Annotated in this window: 16 protein-coding genes; 14 read left to right on the forward strand and 2 right to left on the reverse strand. The window is 60.4% G+C overall.

Going from position 1 to position 20,112, the window contains the following annotated elements:
* Window positions 1–101: 101 nt before the first annotated feature.
* The 7 genes from D3Z90_RS12145 to D3Z90_RS26795 all read left to right on the forward strand — a co-directional run bounded on the left by D3Z90_RS12145 (window position 102) and on the right by D3Z90_RS26795 (window position 8,675).
* Entirely contained in the window at window positions 102–992 is an 891-nt protein-coding gene (locus D3Z90_RS12145; RefSeq protein ID WP_136476025.1) for a VOC family protein, read from the forward strand.
* A 161-nt stretch (window positions 993–1,153) separates the two neighbouring features.
* The gene (locus D3Z90_RS12150; RefSeq protein ID WP_136476026.1) at window positions 1,154–2,128 is read left to right on the forward strand and encodes a YCF48-related protein; all 975 of its coding nucleotides are present in this window, start codon (window positions 1,154–1,156) and stop codon (window positions 2,126–2,128) included.
* A gap of 7 nt (window positions 2,129–2,135) precedes the next feature.
* On the forward strand, window positions 2,136–4,499 hold the full coding sequence (locus D3Z90_RS12155) for an RND family transporter (protein ID WP_178084184.1): 2,364 nt from the start codon (window positions 2,136–2,138) through the stop codon (window positions 4,497–4,499).
* 81 nt (window positions 4,500–4,580) lie between these two features.
* The gene (locus tag D3Z90_RS12160; RefSeq protein WP_136476027.1) at window positions 4,581–5,765 is read left to right on the forward strand and encodes a helix-turn-helix transcriptional regulator; all 1,185 of its coding nucleotides are present in this window, start codon (window positions 4,581–4,583) and stop codon (window positions 5,763–5,765) included.
* 88 nt (window positions 5,766–5,853) lie between these two features.
* Window positions 5,854–7,254 carry a DUF1329 domain-containing protein gene (locus D3Z90_RS12165; protein WP_136476028.1) on the forward strand — a complete coding sequence of 467 codons (1,401 nt, stop codon included), beginning with the start codon at window positions 5,854–5,856 and terminating at the stop codon, window positions 7,252–7,254.
* A gap of 137 nt (window positions 7,255–7,391) precedes the next feature.
* Window positions 7,392–8,432, forward strand: a complete 1,041-nt coding sequence (locus tag D3Z90_RS12170; RefSeq protein WP_136476029.1) for a Rieske 2Fe-2S domain-containing protein — start codon at window positions 7,392–7,394, stop codon at window positions 8,430–8,432.
* Window positions 8,433–8,501: 69 nt separating this feature from the next.
* Window positions 8,502–8,675: a hypothetical protein gene (locus D3Z90_RS26795; protein WP_168198463.1), complete on the forward strand. Its 174-nt coding sequence runs from the start codon at window positions 8,502–8,504 to the stop codon at window positions 8,673–8,675.
* A gap of 41 nt (window positions 8,676–8,716) precedes the next feature.
* On the opposite strand, the gene D3Z90_RS12175 is transcribed toward D3Z90_RS26795, so the two are convergent.
* A complete protein-coding gene (locus D3Z90_RS12175; protein ID WP_136478936.1) occupies window positions 8,717–11,530 on the reverse strand; it encodes an HD domain-containing phosphohydrolase in 2,814 nt (937 codons plus the stop codon).
* Window positions 11,531–11,846: 316 nt separating this feature from the next.
* On the opposite strand from D3Z90_RS12175, the gene D3Z90_RS12180 reads away from it, so the two are divergent.
* Window positions 11,847–12,827, forward strand: coding sequence for a DNA-binding protein (locus D3Z90_RS12180; RefSeq protein WP_136476030.1), 981 nt, complete (start codon window positions 11,847–11,849; stop codon window positions 12,825–12,827).
* Here D3Z90_RS12180 and D3Z90_RS12185 read toward each other — a convergent pair.
* Window positions 12,802–13,317, reverse strand: coding sequence for a GNAT family N-acetyltransferase (locus D3Z90_RS12185; RefSeq protein WP_136476031.1), 516 nt, complete (start codon window positions 13,315–13,317; stop codon window positions 12,802–12,804). The genes D3Z90_RS12180 and D3Z90_RS12185 overlap by 26 nt on opposite strands.
* A 217-nt stretch (window positions 13,318–13,534) precedes the next feature.
* On the opposite strand from D3Z90_RS12185, the gene D3Z90_RS12190 reads away from it, so the two are divergent.
* The 6 genes from D3Z90_RS12190 to D3Z90_RS12215 all read left to right on the forward strand — a co-directional run bounded on the left by D3Z90_RS12190 (window position 13,535) and on the right by D3Z90_RS12215 (window position 20,106).
* Window positions 13,535–14,854 (forward strand): NAD(P)/FAD-dependent oxidoreductase, encoded by a 1,320-nt coding sequence (locus tag D3Z90_RS12190; protein WP_136476032.1) that lies wholly within the window; start codon window positions 13,535–13,537, stop codon window positions 14,852–14,854.
* Window positions 14,854–15,264, forward strand: a complete 411-nt coding sequence (locus tag D3Z90_RS12195) for a RidA family protein (RefSeq protein ID WP_003201555.1) — start codon at window positions 14,854–14,856, stop codon at window positions 15,262–15,264. The genes D3Z90_RS12190 and D3Z90_RS12195 overlap by 1 nt, the downstream gene beginning before the upstream one ends.
* Before the next feature lie 12 nt (window positions 15,265–15,276).
* Window positions 15,277–15,951 (forward strand): DUF1028 domain-containing protein, encoded by a 675-nt coding sequence (locus D3Z90_RS12200; RefSeq protein WP_136476033.1) that lies wholly within the window; start codon window positions 15,277–15,279, stop codon window positions 15,949–15,951.
* Window positions 15,944–17,107, forward strand: coding sequence for an acetylornithine deacetylase (gene argE / locus D3Z90_RS12205; RefSeq protein WP_136476034.1), 1,164 nt, complete (start codon window positions 15,944–15,946; stop codon window positions 17,105–17,107). The genes D3Z90_RS12200 and argE overlap by 8 nt, the downstream gene beginning before the upstream one ends.
* Window positions 17,108–17,123: 16 nt before the next feature.
* Entirely contained in the window at window positions 17,124–18,617 is a 1,494-nt protein-coding gene (locus D3Z90_RS12210) for an aldehyde dehydrogenase (RefSeq protein ID WP_136476035.1), read from the forward strand.
* A 64-nt stretch (window positions 18,618–18,681) separates the two neighbouring features.
* A complete protein-coding gene (locus D3Z90_RS12215) occupies window positions 18,682–20,106 on the forward strand; it encodes an APC family permease (RefSeq protein ID WP_136476036.1) in 1,425 nt (474 codons plus the stop codon).
* Window positions 20,107–20,112: the final 6 nt, after the last annotated feature.

A 20,112-nucleotide genomic window follows, 5' to 3' on the forward strand; every position in this document is an offset into this window, starting at 1 on the left:
GGCAACGACACGGCAAGTAGTCTCAACGGACGATGAGCGGCCACTGCCGCGCTTCGCAGAATGACCGCCACTACCGAATTTGCCCTTTAAGGAGCAGCGGCATGATCGAGATTCGCGGTTTGAGCTATTTCGTCGCCATGAGCAACAACCTCAGTCAGTGGCAACGCTATGCCGAGGACGTCCTCGGCATGCAGGTCAGCGAGGCGCCAGCAGGTGGCCTGTACGTGAAAATGGACGAGCGTCCGTTTCGTATGCTGGTGGTCGAGGGCAGCGAAGCACGCTACGTGGCTTCAGGTTGGGAGCTGGCCTCGGAATCGGCTTATATGGCTGCCTTGGCGCATCTCGATGCGCAGGGTATCGAGTGGCAACCCGGTAGCGCCGAGCAGATCGAGCAACGGGGTGTCCAGGCGCTGGTCAGCCTTAGCGACCCTTCGGGCAATTACCATGAATTGAGTTGGGGACACCGCTCCGACTGTCAGCCCTTTGTCTCACCTCAAGGCGTGCCGCGTTTTGTTACTGGCAACATGGGCCTGGGCCATACCGTGCTTCCGGCGCCGAATTTTGACGCAACCCTGGCCTTTGCCAAGCAGGTACTGGGCTTTGAACTGTCGGATATTTTCAACTTCCGCCCAGACCCTTCGGCGCCGCCGATCCGAATCCACTTTCTGCATTGTCGCAACGCCCGTCACCACAGTCTGGCATTGGCCGAGTACCCGGTGCCGTCTGGCTGCGTGCATGTGATGGTCGAAGTCGACTCGATGACCGAGGTCGGGCGTGCCCACGACCGCTTGCTGGCCCACGCCGTACCGCTGTCGGCGACGCTCGGCCAGCACCTGAACGACCACATGACCAGCTTCTATATGAAAACGCCGTCGGGCTTTGACCTGGAGTATGGCTGTGGGGGCCTGCAGGTTGACTGGGCGGAGCATGCGGCGTTCGAGTTCACCCGCGTGAGCATCTGGGGGCATGACTTCTCGGTCGGACAACAGTAATAGCGCGCACAACATCCTTCAATCACCGCCGCCAGGCCCTGGCCGGCTAAGCCGTTTGGACGATGTAGGGCCGGCGGGGCGAGCTGATGATCCTGGTAACAATAACAACAGGATCGACGCTCCATGTGCCTACTTCCACGACGCTCCCGGAGGACTGCGCAATGCGCCAGCTGATTGGATACGCCGTCAGCGGCGTGGTGTTGGCAGCAGTGGCTTTCGCCTTCGCTCCGCGCAACCCGGCACCGCTACTGGCCACGCAGTTGCAGGTGGACCGCGTGCAGGTCAACACCTTGCTGGTCAATGGCCAGCAGCTATTGGCCGCAGGTGAGCGCGGCACCTTGCTGACCAGCCTCGACAGTGGACGCTCCTGGCATTCGACGCGAGTCTCCCTTGAGCGTGAGGCGACACTCACCGGCCTGATTGCCTTGAACCCGCAGACGTTGATAGCCGTCGGCCACGACGGCTTGATTGCGCGCTCGCAAGACCGTGGCGTCACCTGGCAGGAAGCCCATTATGACGCCGACCTCGGCGAGCCCTTGCTCGGTGTGTGGAGCGGGGATGGTCAGCAGGTGGCGGCTTACGGCAGCTACGGCAAGTACCTGGAGTCCAGCGACGCCGGCGAGCATTGGCACGCACGGGAGTTGCCCGGTGATGGTGCGCATTTCAACGGCATGGATGGTGATCGCCAGGGCCGGCGCATGCTGGTTGGCGAGCAAGGCCTGGTGCTGCGCTCGGATGACGCGGGCCGCAACTGGCAACAGCTTGCGCCGTTCTATAACGGCTCGTTGTTCGGTGTGGTCAGCCTCTCGGCCTCGCACTGGCTGGCCTACGGCATGCGCGGACAGGTGTTTCGCAGCGTGGACTTCGGCGACAGCTGGCAGCGTGTTGCCCTCGACAGCAGTCAGCCCATTTATGGGCATGCGCGGTTGCCGGGCGAAGCAGGCGTTGTATTGGTGGGCGCGGGCAGTCAGCTGATTCATCTCGATGGACACGGGCAGCTTGTTGAACGTAGCCGGCGCAGTGGCCTGGGCACGCTGACCTCAGCGGTGGCCCTCAATGCCAGGCATTTGCTCGTGGCCGGTGAGCGCGGTGTTTCCCAGGGACCGGACAGCGGCTTGGCCGCCCATGCACAGTGAGTTTCTCATGACCTCGAACCTTACTTGGCTGCAACGCTGCGTACGCGGCTGCGCCGACCTTTTGCTCGATAACCGCCGCCGCTGGCTGGCGTTGTTTCTGTTGCTGAGCCTGGGCCTTGGTTACAACGCTACCCAGGTGCGCCTGGACCCTGGTTTCAATAAGCAGATTCCGGTGCGGCATGAGTACATGCTCAATTTCCTCGATTTCAGCCGCGTGTTCACCGGGGCCAATCGGTTGTTGGTGAACGTGCACTGGAAAGGTGAGGGCGACATTTACAACCCGCAGTTTCTCGAGGTGCTGCAGAAGGTCACTGACGATGTTTTTTTCATCTCCGGGGTCAGCCGCCCGAGCGTGACGTCGCTGTTCACCCCCAACGTGCGCTACGTGGAGATCACCGAGGAGGGCTATGTCGGTGATCTGGTGGTGCCGCCACAATATGCCGGTACTGCAGAAGATCTGGCCAAGGTCCGCAGCAATGCGGCCCGCGCCGGGCAGATCGGTCGACTGCTGGCCAATGATCAACGCTCGGCTCTGGTACGTGCCGACCTGCAGGACACCGACCCGAAGACCGGCAAGCCGGTGTCGTATGTCGACATTGCCCAGCGTCTGGAAGACATTCGCAGCCGGTACAGCAATGACGATATCGAAATCAACGTCGTGGGTTTTGCCAAGCTGGTCGGCGATGTAGTCGAGGGGTTGAACACGGTGCTGATGTTCTTTGCCGTGGCGTTCGCGATCACCGCCTTGCTGCTGTGGCTGTACACCCGCTCGCTGGTGTTGACGCTGGTGGCGTTGCTGGTGGCCTTGTTGCCGGTAGTCTGGCTACTGGGGTTGTTGCCGCTGCTGGGGCTGGGTATCGATCCGATGTCGGTGCTGGTGCCGTTTTTGATTTTCTCCATTGGCGTGTCGCACGCGGTGCAGATGAGCAACGCCTGGCGCCAGGAAGTGCTGGCTGGCGCGGATGCACGTCAGGCTGCGCACTCAGCCTTCTGTGCGATCTTCATTCCCGGGGCCTTGGCGTTGCTGATGAATGCCCTGGGTTTCGCCGTGATCATGCTCATCGACATCCCCATCGTTCATGAGCTGGGCGTAACGGCCTGTATTGGGGTGATGCTGATGATCATCACCAATAAAATGTTGCTGCCGCTGATTCTGGCCGGTTTGGCGCTTCCCAGGCGGGCTGCGCTGCCGGAAGCGCGAGCCACACGGCATCGATTGTGGTGGCGCCTATCCGCCCTGGCTGAGCCGGGCCCGGCACTGGCAGTGTTTGCCATCAGCCTGGCGCTGCTGGGCGCCGGCGTGCTCAAGGCGCGGCAGTTGCAGGTCGGTGATATCGGCGTCGGTGCGCCAGAGTTGCGTGCCGACTCGCGCTACAACCAGGACAACCAGCGCATCACCGACAGCTATTCCATCGGCCTGGACGTGCTCGCGGTGTTCCTGCAAACCCGGGCGGGAGACGAAGCCTGCCTGAGCCCCAAGGTTATGCGTGCGGTCGAGTCATTCGACTTTCAGATGCGCGCAGTGGCGGGCGTGCAATCGGTGCAAAGCGTGGCGGGCATGGGCAAGGAGATGATTGCCGGGAACAACGAAGGCAACCCGCGCTGGGCGGCCATTCCGGGTTCTTCCCGGGGGTTGCAACAGGGCTCGCTGGCGTACTCGGCAGACTCAGGCCTGGTGACCGAAGGCTGCAAGCGCATGCAGATCCTGGTGTTTCTCAACGATCACGAAGGCGCGACAGTCTTTCATGTGGTTAACGAGGCCAAGCGCATCATCGACTCCATTCACGCCTCTGAAGTGGAATTCAAACTGGCGGGCGGCAACGTCGGCGTCATGGCCGCCTCGAACGAGGCTGTGAAGCATGCCGAAGTGATCATGCTCGCAGCGTTGTTCTGTTCGGTGGCCTTGTTTTGCCTGCTGACGTTCCGCTCACTGCGCGCGGTGCTGTGCATACTGGTGCCGTTGGGCGTGGTGGCGATTCTGTGCAACGCATTGATGGCGATGCTCGGTATTGGCCTGAAGGTTGCCACGCTGCCGGTGATGGCGCTGGGGGTCGGGGTGGGTGTCGACTACGGCATTTACCTGTACGAACGCATCCAGCACGAGATGGCCGCGGGTGTAGATCTGCGCGAAGCGTTTTACCGCGCCATGTGCCAACGCGGCACGGCTGCTGTGTTTACTGCACTGACCATGGCCATCGGGGTTGGGACCTGGGCTTTTGCTCCGCTCAAATTGCAGGCCGACATGGGCATCCTGCTGGCGTTCATGTTCCTGGTTAACGTGCTCGGTGCGATTTTCTTGCTGCCGGCTCTGGCGGCGTGGTTCAACCAGGGTCGGCCACTTATAGCGCAGGCAAAGCTAGCGACGGCCTGAAGCCAGGGGTGGGCCTGGCCCGGCCCGTGATGTGGGTGGCAAACCCCATCGATGCCACTGAGAATATCACCGGGGGTTTTTATGCAGCATTCACAGGTTCTGGCGCAGATGGGGCTGGAGGTCGAAGACTATGGACAGCTTATCGGCAACCTCTACGACGGCGCATTGGACACCCGTCGCGTGGCCGAATCATTGCGTCAGCTGCAAGGGGTTTTCCAGGCCAACATCGTTACTTTGATCCTGCGAGCAGTGGAGGAGCCCTACTTGTCGCCGATGCTTGCCGTGGGCGATGTCAACGGTGCTGGCGAGATCCAGCACTATGCCTATTACAGTAAATCCACGCCGTTCAACAGCCTGCCGCTGGATCAGGTGTTCACCATTGAAGACCTGATGAGCGAAAGCGAGTGGCTGGGTTCATCGTTCTACCTGTTGTACTGCCAGCCATACGGTTGCCATCAGATGCTCGGTGCTGATATCAGCATGCCGGATGGCGGCAAGTTGCGTATTCGCATCAACCGCCGTCGTGACCAGCCGATGTTCAACGCAACTGAGCGCGCGCTGTGCGCCATGCTCGTGCCGCATTTGCGTCGTGCCCTGCACCTGCACGCATTGCTCGATCGCAGTGAGTCGTTGGGCAGCCTGTATTTCCAGGCCATCAGCCGGTTGTCGGTCGCCACCATCGTGCTCGATGAAAGTGCCAACGTGCTGCAATTGAACCCGGTGGCCCGCGAAATCCTCGACAGCAATGACGGCCTGAAGCTGGTGGGTGGACGGCTGGAGGCCACTTACCCCAGCGATAACCGTGAGTTGTCGCGGCTGGTGCGCGATGCGTTCCAGCGTGCGCGCCAGGGCAGCAATGACCCAGGCCATGCGGCTGCGTTGTCGGTTTCACGACCCTCCGGGCAGGTCAATCTGGGGGTAGTGGTGGAACTGATCCCGTTCCAGGACCGGGTCGAGGGTAAAGGCCAGCCAACCGTAGTGGTGTATGTACGCGATGCAGTGGGCAAGTCGCTGGTCAGCAATCTTGCTACTGCGCAGTTGTACAACCTGACCCCGGCTGAAAGTGCGCTGGCGTTGGAGTTGGCCAACGGCTTGTCGCTTGAGGAAGCCTCGGAGGCCCTGAACATTCGCCGCAACACGGCCCGGGCGCATTTGCGTGCGATCTTTTCCAAGACCGGGGTGCGGCGCCAGACCGAGCTGGTGCGCATTCTGCTCAACAGCGTGGTTGCCCTTGGGCCGCCGACGATGACGCGGGTAACGGGGTAAAAAATGCGCTAGTCCGAGCAGACGATGCTCGGGCTTTGTCGCGCTGTCGATACTGGGCCACCGCCATCGGAAACCAAGGAGAACAACAATGACCGAGCGTAATTCCTTCGCCCCCAAGGCACTGGCCGAGCGCCGCGCCTGGCTGCTACTCCTGCTGCTGGGGTGCGCCGCTGCGAGCCCTGTGTACGCCGCTCCCGAGGATGCCGTGCGGCTGGGCAGTGAGCTGACCTGTGTGGGCGCAGACAAGAGCGGCAACGCCGACGGCAGTATTCCGCCCTTCAGTGGGCAGTGGCTGGGGGTGCCGCCGCATGTCCAGTTCAAGGGCACCGGCAACCATCCGGTCGACCCCTATGCTGATGAGAAGCCGCTGTTCGTGATAACGGCAGAAAACCTTGGTCAGTACAACGACTACCTGTCTGACGGGCAGAAAGCCTTGTTCAAGTTGTATCCGACCAGCTACAAGATCCCGGTCTATCCCACCCACCGCGACTTTCGCTTCGCCGACTCGGTTTGCGCGGCAACGCGCGAAAACGCCAACGTGGCGCGCCTGGTGGACGATGGCGAAGGGGTCGTGGGCAAGACCGGTGGCACACCGTTTCCGGTGCCGCGCAGTGGCTTGGAGCTGCTGAAAAATGCCTCGACCTTTACCTTGCGCGCCTGGACCGAGGAATACGTGTCCGACAACGCCTATGTGCTCAAGGACGGCAATATCAACTGGGGCCGGGTGCACTCTCGCAACCTCGCGCCCGCGCTGCAGCCGGGCAAAATCGGCGAAACCGTGGGCAACTCATCGTTCTACCTCAACGAAACCCTGCTGCCACAGCGTGACAAAGGTGAAATCAATACCGGCACCGAGTTCTGGAACGACAAGACCGAGCCGCGTCAAAGCTGGCGCTACGATCCTGGTACCCGCCGGGTGCGTCAGTCGCCAGGCTACGGTTTCGACATGGCCTTCCCGGGCTCCGGCGGCTCGATCACGGTGGATGAAGTGCGGCTTTTCAACGGCTCCGGGCAGCGCTATGACTGGAAGATCGTCGGCAAACGCGAAATGTTCATCCCCTACAACACCTACCGTTTGCACGCAGCCAACCTCAAGTACGCCGACCTGCTGACACCAGGGCACATCAATCCTGATGCCATGCGCTACGAGCGCCATCGTGTCTGGGAGCTCGAGGGCACGCTGAAACCGGGTTATCGCCATCTGTACGGCAAGCGCAAGCTGTACATCGATGAAGACACCTGGTTCCCGATGCTGGCCGATAACTACGACAACCGTGGCGAGCTGTGGCGCACCTCGATGGTCAACTATTTCTATGCCTATGAATCTCAAGTGCCGCAGGCCGGGGTTGGCCTTTATCACGACCTCAACGCTGGCAGCTACCTGGCGTTCAACCTGATCAATGAACAGCGTAATGGTTACGTGCTCAATAAAGGCGGCTTCAGCCCGCGTGATTTCGGCCCGGAAGCGGCGCGCAGGGCAGGGCAGTAACGCCCGCTCATCGATCTAGTCCGTTTGAACGATGAGCAGCCTGCGAAGGCTGCTCAATGATGTCGGGTAGGGGGCGAACCGGCTGAACGCCTGGGCCATGCTCGACCCGGAGTTTCCACCAGAGGAAGAATAAGAACATGACGAAACTCGCTGAACTCAGCATCGAAAACAGCCAGCGCACCCATCGTTATGCGCGTGGCTGGCACTGCCTGGGCGATGCCGCCGACTACCGTGACGGCAAACTGCACACGCTGAACATCTTCGGCACCCGTCTGGTGGCGTTCGCCAACAGCCAGGGCGCAATCAGCATTCTCGATGCCCATTGCCCGCACATGGGCGCCGATCTGTCCCAGGGCACCATTGAAAACGACACCGTGGTTTGCCCGTTCCACCACTGGAAGTACGACAGCAGCGGCAAATGCGTGGACATTCCCTACTGCAAGCGGATTCCCCCCAAGGCCAAGACGCGCAGCTGGTTGACCTGCGAAGAAAACAACCTGCTGTTCATCTGGAACAACCCGGAAGGCCGGCCGCCGAAAGAGGGCGTGGTGATACCGCACCTGGAGGAAATGGACGACAGCGAGTGGATTCATGAGTGGAACATCGACACCATGCTCATCGAAACCAACCCGCGCGAACTGGTCGACAACCTGGTCGATGCTCAGCACTTCGGCCCTGTCCATGGCACCCCAACCAAATACTTCGCCAACGTCTTCGAAGGCCATATCGGCCGGCAGATTTTCCATGGCGACTCCGAGCGCCTCGGGGGCGACTTGATTGCGCCGTCAGCCTACTACGGCCCGGCTACGCACTTTACTCACCTGAGTTCGATGTTCGGAGAGGCGCGGGTACACGCCATTCTACTCAACAGCCACGTACCGGTATCGCCCGACAGTTTCCAACTGCGCTTTGGTTGCATGGTCAAGCGTGTGCCAGGCTGGAGCGAGGAGCAGAACCGCGAAGTGGCGCAGGCCTATGTCATGGGCAACCGCGCTTCGTTCTATCAGGACGTGGATATCTGGAAGCACAAGATTCGTATCGACAAACCGGTACTGGCTGAAAACGACGGTCCGGTTTACCAGTTGCGCGAGTGGTACGAGCAGTTTTTCACCGATGAAGACCTGGTGCCGGCAAGCATGGCCGAGCGTCGCGAGATTGTAACCGTCGACGAGCGTTGAACGAGTAACGACAACCGGCCCGGAAAACGGGCCGGTTAATCGCAGTTCACTGGTTGAGGAGAGCAGACAATGAAAATAAAAAGCCTTCGAGCCTATGCAATACCGGTATTGACGTTGGCTGTCCTGGCCTACGCCGGTCTGGCTCCAGTACCACCCAAACCGGCTATTGTCGCGGCCTGCATTCAGTTCCCGGGATGCGTGGTACAGGTCGCCAGCTTTCAGAAGTTGCCAAGTTTGCGCTGAGCCTGGGCAACCCCCACTGCTGCTGATCGCTGTCGCGTTCGCTAAACATCGTCTGTGGCGGCCAGATAAGGCTGGATATCCACCTCGTCGAGTTGGTCGCGGTGGAGGAATTTTTCGCCATACGTGCGGTACACGCCACTGGTGAGGAACAAGCGGAACAGCTGTGCGTCGATATGCTGGTCGCGGGCCATGAAGCCTAGAATCTTTATTGACTCGGACAATGTCTTGGCGGGTTTGTAAGGGCGATCGGCGGCGCTCAGGGCCTCGAAAATGTCGGCAATCGCCATCACCCGTTCAGCAATGCTCATGTCGTCCCGGTTCAACCGACGTGGGTAGCCGCTGCCATCCATCTTTTCATGGTGATTGCCGGCAATGGTTGGCACGCGCTTGAGATGACGGGGTAAGGGCAGCGTGTTGAGCATGATGATCGTCTGCACGATGTGCTCGTTGATTTTGAAACGCTCTTCCTCGGTCAGGGTGCCACGACGAATGCTCAGGTTGTACAGCTCGCCATAGTTGTAGGCTTGCGCCGGCAGGCGCATGTCGAACCCCCAGATGTTGCGCGGATCGTGTTTGTCCACCGGTGGCTTGCGCTCACCCCAGGGCACGATGTGCTCGGGACGGTCGTCCAGCAGCTGTTCCGGTGCTGGCAAGCTAGAAAGCGGCGCTGATTTCAGCCGTTCGGCTTCATCACGAGAGACACCCAGGCGGTTATCGAAATGCCGCAGCCATTGGCGACTGCCGATTTGCTCGAGGCGTTGAATGTCTTCATCGCTCATGAACTCGCCACCGATGTTGGCGTTGGCAACGAAGGCAAACTCCTGCTGCAGCTCGGCCCTGCGGTTGTCGAGCGAGAGTTGCAGGCTTTGTTTATCACCGCCAGCGGCCAGGGCTTGCCAATAATCCAGCTCGGCGTCGCGCCAGAGTACTTCAAAGCGTGTGCGAATCTCGTGGATACGGTTGTACAAGGTTTCCAGCTTGGTGGCTTTATCGACCACGTACTCGGGGCTGGTGACCTTGCCGCAGTCATGGAGCCAGGCCGCGATCTTGAACTCGTAGCGCTCCAGTTCATTCATGTGAAACTGCGCATAAGGGCCGCTGCGAGCCGCGATAACCTCGTTCATGAGCATTTCTGCCAGTTGCGGCACACGTTCGCAGTGACCGCCGGTGTAGGGGCTCTTGGCATCGGTGGCGTCGGCCAGAAGCTTGATGATGGCGTCGAGCAGGCGTTGCTGGTTTTCGATCAACTGGCGCGTTTCAATGGCCACCGCAGCGGCGCCTGAGGATTCCTCGACGAATCGGCGAAAGGCCTGGGGCACGCCACCGGGTTGTTGCTGCGCAGCGGCGAGTTGCAGTACCAGAATGCCCAGCAAACGCTCGCCGCGATCGTTCAGTACCACAGTCAGGTACTCAGCCTGGCTGCGCAGCGCCAGCGCCACGGCGGCGCTCAGGTCTTCCTGGCCATGCACACGCAAGCTCAGTTCAGGCGGATACTGATCGCCTCGGCAATGCGCTGCTAGGCGTAAATTGTCGGAGTCATCGTCAAGCAGATAGATCGCCCCTCCCTCGACAGCGGTGGCTTGCACCAATTGCCTGAGTACACCGTTGAGCATGTTATCCAGGTCGGTTTCGCGGCTGAGGGTGAGGTTGATCGCCTGGAAGTTGTTAATGGTGCGCGACATGTTGCCCAGCACATGGCTAAGTTCACTTACTTCGCTGATCTTCGACTTCACCCCTACGGCCTGGCTGAAATCAAAACTGTCCAGTGCACGTACTTGCCGGGTCAATGCGCGCAAAGGCTTACCGATGCGTCGCGCCAGCGCCCAGCCAACCAGTAGTAACAGGGCGATCAACGCAGTCGCCCATGCGGCTTGCTTGATCAGCAGATGGCGCGCTTCGCCGAGCAGCTCGGACGCTGGGATCGCGATCAGCAAGCGCAGATCGTGTTGGGTAAAGGAAGACAGCGGGACTTGAAAACCGTACCAACGCTTGCCTGCGACCTGGAAAGGGCGCGCATCGACACCTTTGTAGTCGCTGGCGAACAACCAGTTAAGGCTTTCCTCCCCCAATTCGTGAAGGCGTGACAAGCGCAGTTGGTTACCGTCCTTGACGACCACGCGTTGCGGGTCTTGATAAATGATCACGCTGCCCGAACTGTCTACCACGGCCATTTCGGTGCCGGGGGTCATGCGCAAATCCTCGACCTCACCACCGAGGTCATTCACCGATGCATCCATGCCCAGCACGGTTGAACCGTCGATACTGCGCTGGGCCACGGTCAGGCCTATTTCGCGGGTGGTAAAGAACACATAGGGCTTGGTCAGCACCGAGCTTGACGTACCCATGCCTGCGATAAACCAGGAGCGTGTGCGTGGATCGAAGTGGTAGTCAGGTTTAACTGTAGTATCGAGCAGGGCCAGTTGCCGATCATAGAATCGCCACTCGCCGACGAGCTGGCCCGCGTCGTCCAGGCTGATGCTCTGCACCAGATAGGAGGCACCTGGGGGCGCTTGCAGGTCTTGCTGGACTTGCTCGTTGCGCAGTTCCCGCACCAACAGGAACTCACCGTTTGGATAGCCCACATACACCGCGCTGAGCATCTTGTTGGTTTCCAGACTTGCTACCAGCAAAGGCAAACGCTCAAGGCGCTCTGGCAGCGTGCTGGCTTGTGAGATCGGGTCGTACGCCAGCAAGTGAATCGAACTGATCACCGGATCGATCAAGCGCTGGGCGCGCTCATTGATGGTCAGGCCAAGCTGGTGGGTGGCATTGGCCGAGGCCACCAGCGACGCCTGCTCTATACCCCGATAACCCTGGTAGGCGAGCACACTCCCCAATACCAGGGTACTCAACATGATTGCCAGGCCGATGAGCACCTGCAGGGGGAACCCGCGACTGTGGGGGCTGTTCAAGGCTTTGATCCTTCATCGGCACGCGTTGGGGTATCTGCTGTTTATAGCTTGCCCGCCAAGGGGGCGGCTTGCGTACGTGAATGCTAGACCAGCTCCAGTACACACGCCAAAAGGCCTTTTCTGGCTGAAAATACTCATTCAAATGCGATAAGCCGTGATTATTTCATCTTATATTCAAGATTTTTAAGCGGTATTTTATCGGGTCAGATACCATGTAAATACGTAGTACATACCACAATACGAAATAGTAGGAGTACCCATGGCCCGTGGCGGTATAAACAAGGCGGTAGTGCAAAAGGCCCGCCAGACATTGCTGGCCCGTGGTGTACACCCCAGTATCGATGCGGTACGCATCGAACTCGGCAATACCGGCTCGAAAACCACGATTCACCGCTATTTGAAGGAGCTGGACAGCCAATACCCAGCGGCACCGGCCAGTACACCTGACCTGAGTGACGCACTGGCAAAGCTGGTCGAGCAATTGGCCGAGCAGCTGCGCGAGGAAGGGGAAGCGCGCATCGTGCAGGCGCAGGCTGCGTTCGAGAGTGAGCGAGAAAAACTCTTGGCCCAGGTGCAGATCAGCCAGCAGGCGCGGGTAGCGCTGCAACAGCAGCATCAGATCCAAGCAGCCGCCCTGGCGGCAGAGTCTGCCGAGCTGGCCACTACGCGCAGTACCTTGCAAACCGAACAGACCCGAAATGCCACGCTGAATCAATCAGTGGGAGAGTTGCAGCTGCGTCTGGCCGACAAGGACGAACAGATCGCCTCCCTTGAAGACAAGCACCAGCACGCTCGCGATGCGCTCGAGCACTACCGCAGTGCCAGCCGCGAACAACGCGAGCAGGAGCAGCGCCGGCATGAAGGGCAGGTGCAGCAGCTTCAAGTCGAGTTGCGCCAGTTGCAGCAGACGCTGATCGTCAAGCAGGACGAGTTGACACGTTTGAACCGCGACAACGAAGGCCTGCTGGTACAGATCCGTACCCTCAAAGAGGGTCAGCGTACGCTCAAGACCCAGGCTGAACGGCGCCAGGCGCAGTTCCAGGGGCTGGAGATAAATCTGGCACAGCTCAATGGCTCGCGGGATGAACTTGAAAAACAGAATCAGAACCTGGCCCTGAGCCTGGCGGAGCGGGTCACTGAACTGCGTCAGCAATTGCAATTGATCGGCAAGCTGGAGGCGCAGTTGCGTCAGGCCGAAAAGCTTGCCCAGCCAGTCAGCGCTGAAGATTCAAGCGCATAGCGCAGCGGTCGTTGAGGCCATGGCGCTGCTCGGCAGCCAACTGTTGTTGCAGAAAGCCGCCAAGGCTGTGCTCGTCAAGCTGGACGAATCCCAGGCGCGTGTAGAAAGGCGCATTCCACGGCACCTTGCTGAAGGTGGTCAAGGTAAGTCCGCTGTAGCCTTGCTGCTGTGCCCAGCGCCGGACCTCTGCAATCAAGCGCCGACCCAAGCCTTCCCCCTGGACCGCCTGCGCCACTGACAACTCGACAATATGCCAATCTTCACCGCAGTCCTGGCCGCAGAGAAAACCCCAGGGCTGATCTTGCTCATCAACCACTACCCAGGCATGGCCATTGCCAATAAAAGTCTGATGCTGCGAGGCATTGAGCACGTCGCCACTGGCGAGCCACTGCAAACCTTCGTAGGCGGTAAAAGCCTGAGCAGCAGAGCGTTCGACCGCCGCCAGCAAGTGCGCATCTTGGTCACGGGCCATACGGATGGCGAGAGGCATAGAGACAGCGTCCAATAGAAAACCGCAGCTATTCAAGGTCATGGAGCACTACGCGTCAAGGCTTCGCACCGCCACCCAGCGGCAATCAAGACCCGCAAAGCTTTTTGCTCTCTAGCAACTACAAAAATCATAATTTCGCCTTTTCAAGCCATTGCACAGAATGCGCCCTACACCCACCCACGGCCATCCGCGTGGGAAACCTCAGTAGGGCGCAGAGATGACAAATAATAAGACAGCAGTAGACACGCTTGTGGTTGGCGCCGGCCAAGCCGGTATTGCCATGAGCGAACATTTGAGCCGCCTCGGCGTGTCGCACCTGGTCCTTGAACGTAATCGCATTGCCGAAGCCTGGCGTACTGGACGCTGGGACTCTTTGGTTGCCAACGGTCCTGCCTGGCACGATCGCTTCCCTGGCCTTGAGTTCGAGGGGCTGGATCCTGATGCCTTCGCCCCCAAGGATCAGGTCGCTGATTACTTCGAAGCCTATGCGCGCAAATTCGATGCGCCGGTGCGTACCGGCGTGGAAGTGACCAAGGTCGAACGTAACGTCGGGCGTCCGGGCTTTACTATTGAAACCTCCGACGGTGTGATCGAGGCCAACAATGTAGTGGTCGCCACCGGGCCATTTCAGCGTCCGGTGATTCCCGCTATCGCGCCAGTCGACAGCAAGGTCGCGCAGATCCATTCCGCCGAATACCGCAACCCGCAGCAATTGGCCGACGGCGCCGTATTGGTGGTAGGTGCCGGTTCTTCTGGGGTGCAGATCGCCGATGAACTGCAGCGTGCCGGCAAGCAGGTCTACCTTTCGGTGGGTGCCCATGATCGTCCACCACGCGCTTACCGCAACCGCGACTTCTGCTGGTGGCTGGGGGTGCTCGGCTTGTGGGATGCCGAAGGTGTACAGCCGGGCAAAGAGCACGTCACCATTGCTGTGAGCGGTGCGCGCGGCGGCCATACCGTGGATTTTCGTCGCCTGGCCCAGCAAGGCATGATCCTGGTCGGCCTGACCAAGGCCTTCGACAACGGTGTGGTGAGCTTCGAGGCGAACCTGGCCGAGAATATTGCCCGCGGTGACGAAAACTACCTGGCCTTGCTTGATGCCGCCGACGCCTACATCGACGCCAATGGCCTGGATCTGCCGCAGGAGCCGGAAGCGCGAATCATGCTGCCTGATCCAGCCTGCCTGACTCAGCCGATTCTGGAGCTAGACCTGGCCAAGACTGGGGTGACCACCGTTATCTGGGCCACGGGTTATTCGGTCGACTACGACTGGCTGAAGGTCGATGCCTTCAAGGCGGATGGCAAGCCGCAGCACCAGCGCGGCGTTTCCAGCGAACCGGGCATCTACTTCGTCGGCTTGCCGTGGCTGGCCCGTCGTGGCTCGGCCTTTATCTGGGGTGTGTGGCACGACGCCCGGCACATCGGCGAGCACATCATCAAGCAGCGCGCCTATTTCGACTATCGGGATGCCTCGCAACGCCAGGCCGCAAGCCCTGAGTCCACCCTTCAATCCGCCCGCCTTATGGAAGTCCGTTGATGCCTACTCATACCCGCATTCGCATGTTCAACACCAAAGACACTTACCCGAACCAGACCCTGGACAACGACCTGTGCCAGGCAGTGCGTGCCGGCAACACTGTGTACGTGCGCGGCCAGGTTGGCACCGATTTCAACGGGCAACTGGTAGGCCTGGGTGATCCTCGGGCGCAGGCCGAGCAAGCCATGCGCAACGTCAAGCAACTGCTCGAAGAAGCGGGCAGCGACCTCAGCCACATCGTCAAGACCACCACTTACCTGATCGATCCACGCTACCGCGAGCCGGTGTACCAGGAGGTTGGCAAGTGGCTCAAGGGTGTCTTTCCGATCTCCACCGGTCTGGTGGTCAGTGCCCTCGGCCAGCCGCAGTGGTTGATGGAAATCGATGTGATTGCAGTCATTCCCGAATAAGGAGCGTGCACCATGACCTTTTCCATCGTCGGCCGCTGTGCTGAAACAGGCCAGCTCGGCATCGCGATCAGTTCATCGAGCATTGCCGTGGGCGCGCGTTGTCCCTGGATGCGCTCGGGGGTAGGCGCGGTCTCGAGCCAGAACATCACCCTGCCTGCCCTTGGGCCCCAAGTATTGGACGCTCTGGGCGAAGGCTTGACGCCTCAGCAGGCGCTCGATCATGCGCTGACTCGCAACGGCTATAGCCAGTATCGTCAGGTTGCGGTTATCGATGCCCAGGGGCGCACTGCGGTATTCAGCGGCAACCACACCCTGGGCACCCACAATGCCTTGGCCGGTGAGCAATGTGTTGCAGCCGGCAACTTGCTGGCCAATCGTGGCGTGATCGAGCGTATGGTCGCGGTGTTCGAAAGCAGTGAAGGCTGTTTGGCGGCGCGCTTGCTCGCCGCGTTGCAAGCTGGTCAAGACGCCGGTGGTGAAGCCGGTGCGGTGCATTCGGCGGCCATGTCGGTGGTGGACGAGCTGGTGTGGCCCATCGTCGATCTGCGCGTGGACTGGGCTGAGGAAAATCCCATTGGCGAACTGCATACACTCTGGGCTGCCTATCAACCGCAATTGCAGGACTACCTGACCCGCGCCCTCAATCCAACCCTGGCACCGAGTTACGGAGTACCGGGCGATGAGTGAGCTGCGCAGCCGCGCCTTGCTGGCCAAGCTCATCGGTTTTGCCACGGTCAGCCGCGACTCGAACCTTGCGTTGATCGAGTTCGTGCGTGACTACCTGCAAGGCCTGGGAGTCAGCTGCGAGCTGATCTACAACGCCGAACGCAGTAAAGCCAACCTACTGGCCAGCATCGGCCCGGCCGTGGAGGGTGGTGTGGTGCTGTCAGGACACACCGATGTGGTGCCGGTGGAGGGGCAGGCCTGGACGGTCGAGCCGTTCGCCATGACTGAACAACACGGCAACCTCTACGGCCGTGGTGCGGCAGACATGAAAGGCTATCTCGCCTCGGTGCTGGCTGCCGTACCGGTGTTTCTGGCCAGCCCTCTGCGCCGACCGGTGCACCTGGCGTTCTCCTATGACGAAGAAGTGGGTTGCCTGGGCGTGCGTAGCCTGCTGGAGGTGTTGCCACAGCGAATCCCGCAACCGGCGCTGTGCCTGATCGGCGAACCCACCGAGTTGAAGCCGGTACTGGGGCACAAGGGCAAGCTGGCAATGCGTTGCCACGTGCATGGCGCACCGTGCCATTCGGCATACGCGCCGTACGGCGTCAATGCCATCGAGCAGGCTGCGCGGCTGATCGGGCGCCTGGGCGAAATCGGTCAGCGCCTGGCTGCGCCAGAACACCACGATGACCGTTTCGACCCGGCGTACTCCACGGTCCAGGTCGGAGTGATCCAGGGCGGTACAGCCTTGAACATCGTTCCGGCTGATTGCCGCTTCGACTTCGAAGTACGCGCCTTGCCCGCCTTCGAGCCGCAAGGGGTGCTGGATGAGCTGCAAACCTATGCCGAGCAGACGCTATTGCCTGCCATGCAGGCTGTCAATGTCGACACCTCCATCCGTTTTGAAGCCATCTCGGCCTATCCGGGCCTGGCGACCGCGCCGAAAAGTGCCGCAGCCCAGCTCATTGCCCACCTGTGCGGCAGCGATGCCTTCAGCACCGTGGCCTTTGGTACGGAGGGCGGCTTGTTCGATCAGGCCGGAATTCCTGCCGTGGTGTGCGGTCCCGGCAGCATGGAGCAAGGACACAAGCCCGACGAATTTGTCAGTGTCGAGCAAATGGCAGCCTGCGACCGGCTGATGGACCGATTGGCAGCCTACCTCTGCAACACCCGATAACGATAAGGAGTTTGCGGTGAACGATTTCAATCAATGGACAACGCTGGCGGGACAACAACGTTTGATCGACACAGCGTTGATCGACGGCCAGCCTTGTCAGGCGCAAAGCGGCGAGCGCTTCGAGGTCATCAACCCGGCTACGAACGCGGTGCTGGCGCACGTGGTTGCCTGTGGACAGGCGGAAGTGGACCTGGCGGTTTCATGTGCTCGTCGAGCGTTCGAGCAGGGACCCTGGGCAAGAATGGCTCCCGGAGAGCGCAAGGCGATATTGCTCAAGCTGTCGCAACTGATGCTCGAACACCGTGACGAACTGGCCTTGCTCGACTCATTGAGCATGGGCAAGCCGGTAATGGATGCCTGGAACATCGACGTACCCGGTGCCGCCCATGTATTCGCCTGGTACGGCGAAAGCCTCGACAAGCTGTACGACCAGGTCGCACCGACTGCGAGCAATGCCCTGGCGACCATCACTCGCGTACCGCTGGGCGTGATCGGTGCGGTGGTGCCGTGGAACTTCCCGCTGGACATGGCCGCCTGGAAGCTAGCCCCAGCCTTGGCTGCTGGCAACAGTGTGGTGCTCAAGCCGGCAGAACAATCGCCGTTCTCGGCCTTGCGCCTGGCCGAACTGGCGCTTGAGGCGGGTATACCGGCGGGTGTACTCAACGTCATACCCGGTTTGGGCGAGGAGGCCGGTCGCGCCCTTGGCTTGCACATGGATGTCGATGCGCTGGTGTTTACCGGATCGACCGAAGTCGGCAAGTACTTCATGCAGTATGCCGCGCAGTCGAACCTCAAGCAGGTCTGGCTGGAGTGCGGTGGCAAAAGTGCAAACCTGGTGTTTGCCGATTGCCAGGACCTGGATCTGGCGGCTGAGAAGGCGGCATTCGGGATATTTTTCAACCAGGGTGAAGTGTGTTCGGCCAACTCGCGCTTGCTGGTGCAACGCTCGATTGCCGATGAGTTCATCCAGCGCTTGATCGACAAAGCTGGCAAGTGGCAACCCGGCAACCCATTGAACCCGGCCAGCAGCGCGGGGGCGATTGTCGATGTCAAGCAGGCGCAACGCATCATGCAGTACATCGAGCAGGCTCAAGGAGAGGGCGCGCAACTGGTCTGCGGCGGCCACCAGTTGAGCGTTGACGGCTCGGACAACTTCATCGCGCCAACGATCTTCACCGGCGTGACGGCCGACATGACCCTGGCCCGCGAAGAGGTGTTTGGCCCGGTACTGGCGGTTAGCGTGTTTGACGACGAAGACCAGGCCGTCGCCCTGGCCAACGACCACATCTATGCCCTGGCAGCCTCGGTGTGGAGCGATGACCTTAACCGCGCACTTCGCGTAGCGCGGCGTTTGAATGCCGGCACAGTCTCGGTCAATACCGTCGATGCCCTGGATGTGACCGTGCCCTTCGGTGGCGGCAAGCAGTCGGGCTTTGGCCGCGACCTGTCACTGCATTCATTCGACAAGTACACCCAATTGAAAACCACCTGGATCCAACTGCGCGGCTGAGGACCTGTGCGAGCCGCCTTGCCCTGCGAAATATCTCCAAATAAAACTAAAAACGGAGCAATCGATGAATACCGATGCAAGCGTGTCCGCAAGCGCCCTGGCGCCGCCTGCGAGTAGAAAGAAACTGGGCCTGAGCGCCTTGTTGGCCGTCGCCATCGGCCTGGTCGTTTCGCAAGGGGTGATGGTGCTGATGCTGCAGGGCGTCGGCATCGCCGGGGCGGGCTTCATCATCCCCCTGGCGCTGGCCTGGCTGTTGGCCTTGAGCTACGCCTGCTCGTTCTCGGAGCTGGCCTTGATGATTCCCCGCGCAGGCAGCCTGAGTAGCTACACAGAAGTCGCCATCGGCCAGTTTCCGGCAATCCTCGCGACGTTTTCGGGGTACGTGGTGGTGGCAATGTTCGCGCTGTCGGCAGAGCTGCTGCTGATGGAGTTCATCATCGACAAGGTCTATCCGCACTCGATGCCACCGCTGACCGTAGCCCTTGGCGTGCTGGCGCTGTTCACCGTGCTCAACCTGTTCAACATCGATATCTTCGCCCGGCTGCAAACAGTGTTGGCGGTGGTGATGGTCGTGGTGTTGCTGGTCATGGGCCTGAGCGCGATGAACAGCGACATCGTTTCGCCCAACCCGAGCCTGTTCGAGAGTGCCGGTTGGAACCCGATGGGCCTGGGTGTGATCGCCTTGACAGCGATGGCCGTGTGGGGGTTTGTCGGCGCCGAGTTCGTCTGCCCGCTGGTGGAGGAAACACGTCGCCCGGAGCGCAATATTCCCGGATCGATGATGCTCGGCCTGACCGTTATCTTCGTGATCATTGCCCTGTATGCATTGGGCGCTTTGCTCACCGTGCCGCAGCAAGAGCTTGCCAGCAACGGCCTGCCTCACTACCTGTTCGCCACCACTGTGTTCGGTGAAACCGGCAAGGTATTCCTGGTCACCGCAGCCATCACTGCTACCTGCAGCACGTTGAACAGCTCACTGGCAGCCATTCCGCGGATGCTGTTCGGCATGGCGTGCAACGGCCAGGCCTTCGGCATTCTCAAGCGCCAGGGCAAACGTACCGGTGCGCCTTGGGTCGCGGTGCTGTTCGTCGCAGCTATCACCGGTTTGCCACTGTTGCTGATGCACGACCATCCAGACGCGATCAACCAGTTGCTGCTGGCCGCTGCCCTGGCGTGGTTGTTGGCCTACATCGTTACCCACATCAACGTCATCGCCTTGCGTCGCCGCTATCCGCAGGTGCACCGGCCGTTCCGTACACCGTTCTACCCATTGCCACAGTTGTTCGGTATCGCCGGCATGCTCTTTGCGATCTGGAACGTTTCGCCTAGCCCGGAAATGACCTTCTCGATCTTCGCGTACGCCGGCCTGGTGCTGCTGATCGTTTCGATCATCGCGGTGCTGTGGATCAAGTGTGTGATGGGCAAACCCCTGTTCAAGCCAGAACCGCTGCAAAGCGCGCTTGTGGCTGGCAACGACAACAATCAATAAGGAGAC

The organism is Pseudomonas sp. DG56-2 (assembly GCF_004803755.1).
Lineage (GTDB): Bacteria > Pseudomonadota > Gammaproteobacteria > Pseudomonadales > Pseudomonadaceae > Aquipseudomonas > Aquipseudomonas auratipiscis.

What these genes read in the sequence shown, in the direction of transcription:
- D3Z90_RS12145 (WP_136476025.1), top strand. Translation starts at nt 102, where the DNA reads ATGATCGAGATTCGCGGTTTGAGCTATTTCGTCGCCATGAGCAACAAC.
- D3Z90_RS12150 (WP_136476026.1), top strand. Translation starts at nt 1,154, where the DNA reads ATGCGCCAGCTGATTGGATACGCCGTCAGCGGCGTGGTGTTGGCAGCA.
- D3Z90_RS12155 (WP_178084184.1), top strand. Translation starts at nt 2,136, where the DNA reads ATGACCTCGAACCTTACTTGGCTGCAACGCTGCGTACGCGGCTGCGCC.
- D3Z90_RS12160 (WP_136476027.1), top strand. Translation starts at nt 4,581, where the DNA reads ATGCAGCATTCACAGGTTCTGGCGCAGATGGGGCTGGAGGTCGAAGAC.
- D3Z90_RS12165 (WP_136476028.1), top strand. Translation starts at nt 5,854, where the DNA reads ATGACCGAGCGTAATTCCTTCGCCCCCAAGGCACTGGCCGAGCGCCGC.
- D3Z90_RS12170 (WP_136476029.1), top strand. Translation starts at nt 7,392, where the DNA reads ATGACGAAACTCGCTGAACTCAGCATCGAAAACAGCCAGCGCACCCAT.
- D3Z90_RS26795 (WP_168198463.1), top strand. Translation starts at nt 8,502, where the DNA reads ATGAAAATAAAAAGCCTTCGAGCCTATGCAATACCGGTATTGACGTTG.
- D3Z90_RS12175 (WP_136478936.1), bottom strand. Translation starts at nt 11,530, where the DNA reads ATGTTGAGTACCCTGGTATTGGGGAGTGTGCTCGCCTACCAGGGTTAT.
- D3Z90_RS12180 (WP_136476030.1), top strand. Translation starts at nt 11,847, where the DNA reads ATGGCCCGTGGCGGTATAAACAAGGCGGTAGTGCAAAAGGCCCGCCAG.
- D3Z90_RS12185 (WP_136476031.1), bottom strand. Translation starts at nt 13,317, where the DNA reads ATGCCTCTCGCCATCCGTATGGCCCGTGACCAAGATGCGCACTTGCTG.
- D3Z90_RS12190 (WP_136476032.1), top strand. Translation starts at nt 13,535, where the DNA reads ATGACAAATAATAAGACAGCAGTAGACACGCTTGTGGTTGGCGCCGGC.
- D3Z90_RS12195 (WP_003201555.1), top strand. Translation starts at nt 14,854, where the DNA reads ATGCCTACTCATACCCGCATTCGCATGTTCAACACCAAAGACACTTAC.
- D3Z90_RS12200 (WP_136476033.1), top strand. Translation starts at nt 15,277, where the DNA reads ATGACCTTTTCCATCGTCGGCCGCTGTGCTGAAACAGGCCAGCTCGGC.
- argE (WP_136476034.1), top strand. Translation starts at nt 15,944, where the DNA reads ATGAGTGAGCTGCGCAGCCGCGCCTTGCTGGCCAAGCTCATCGGTTTT.
- D3Z90_RS12215 (WP_136476036.1), top strand. Translation starts at nt 18,682, where the DNA reads ATGAATACCGATGCAAGCGTGTCCGCAAGCGCCCTGGCGCCGCCTGCG.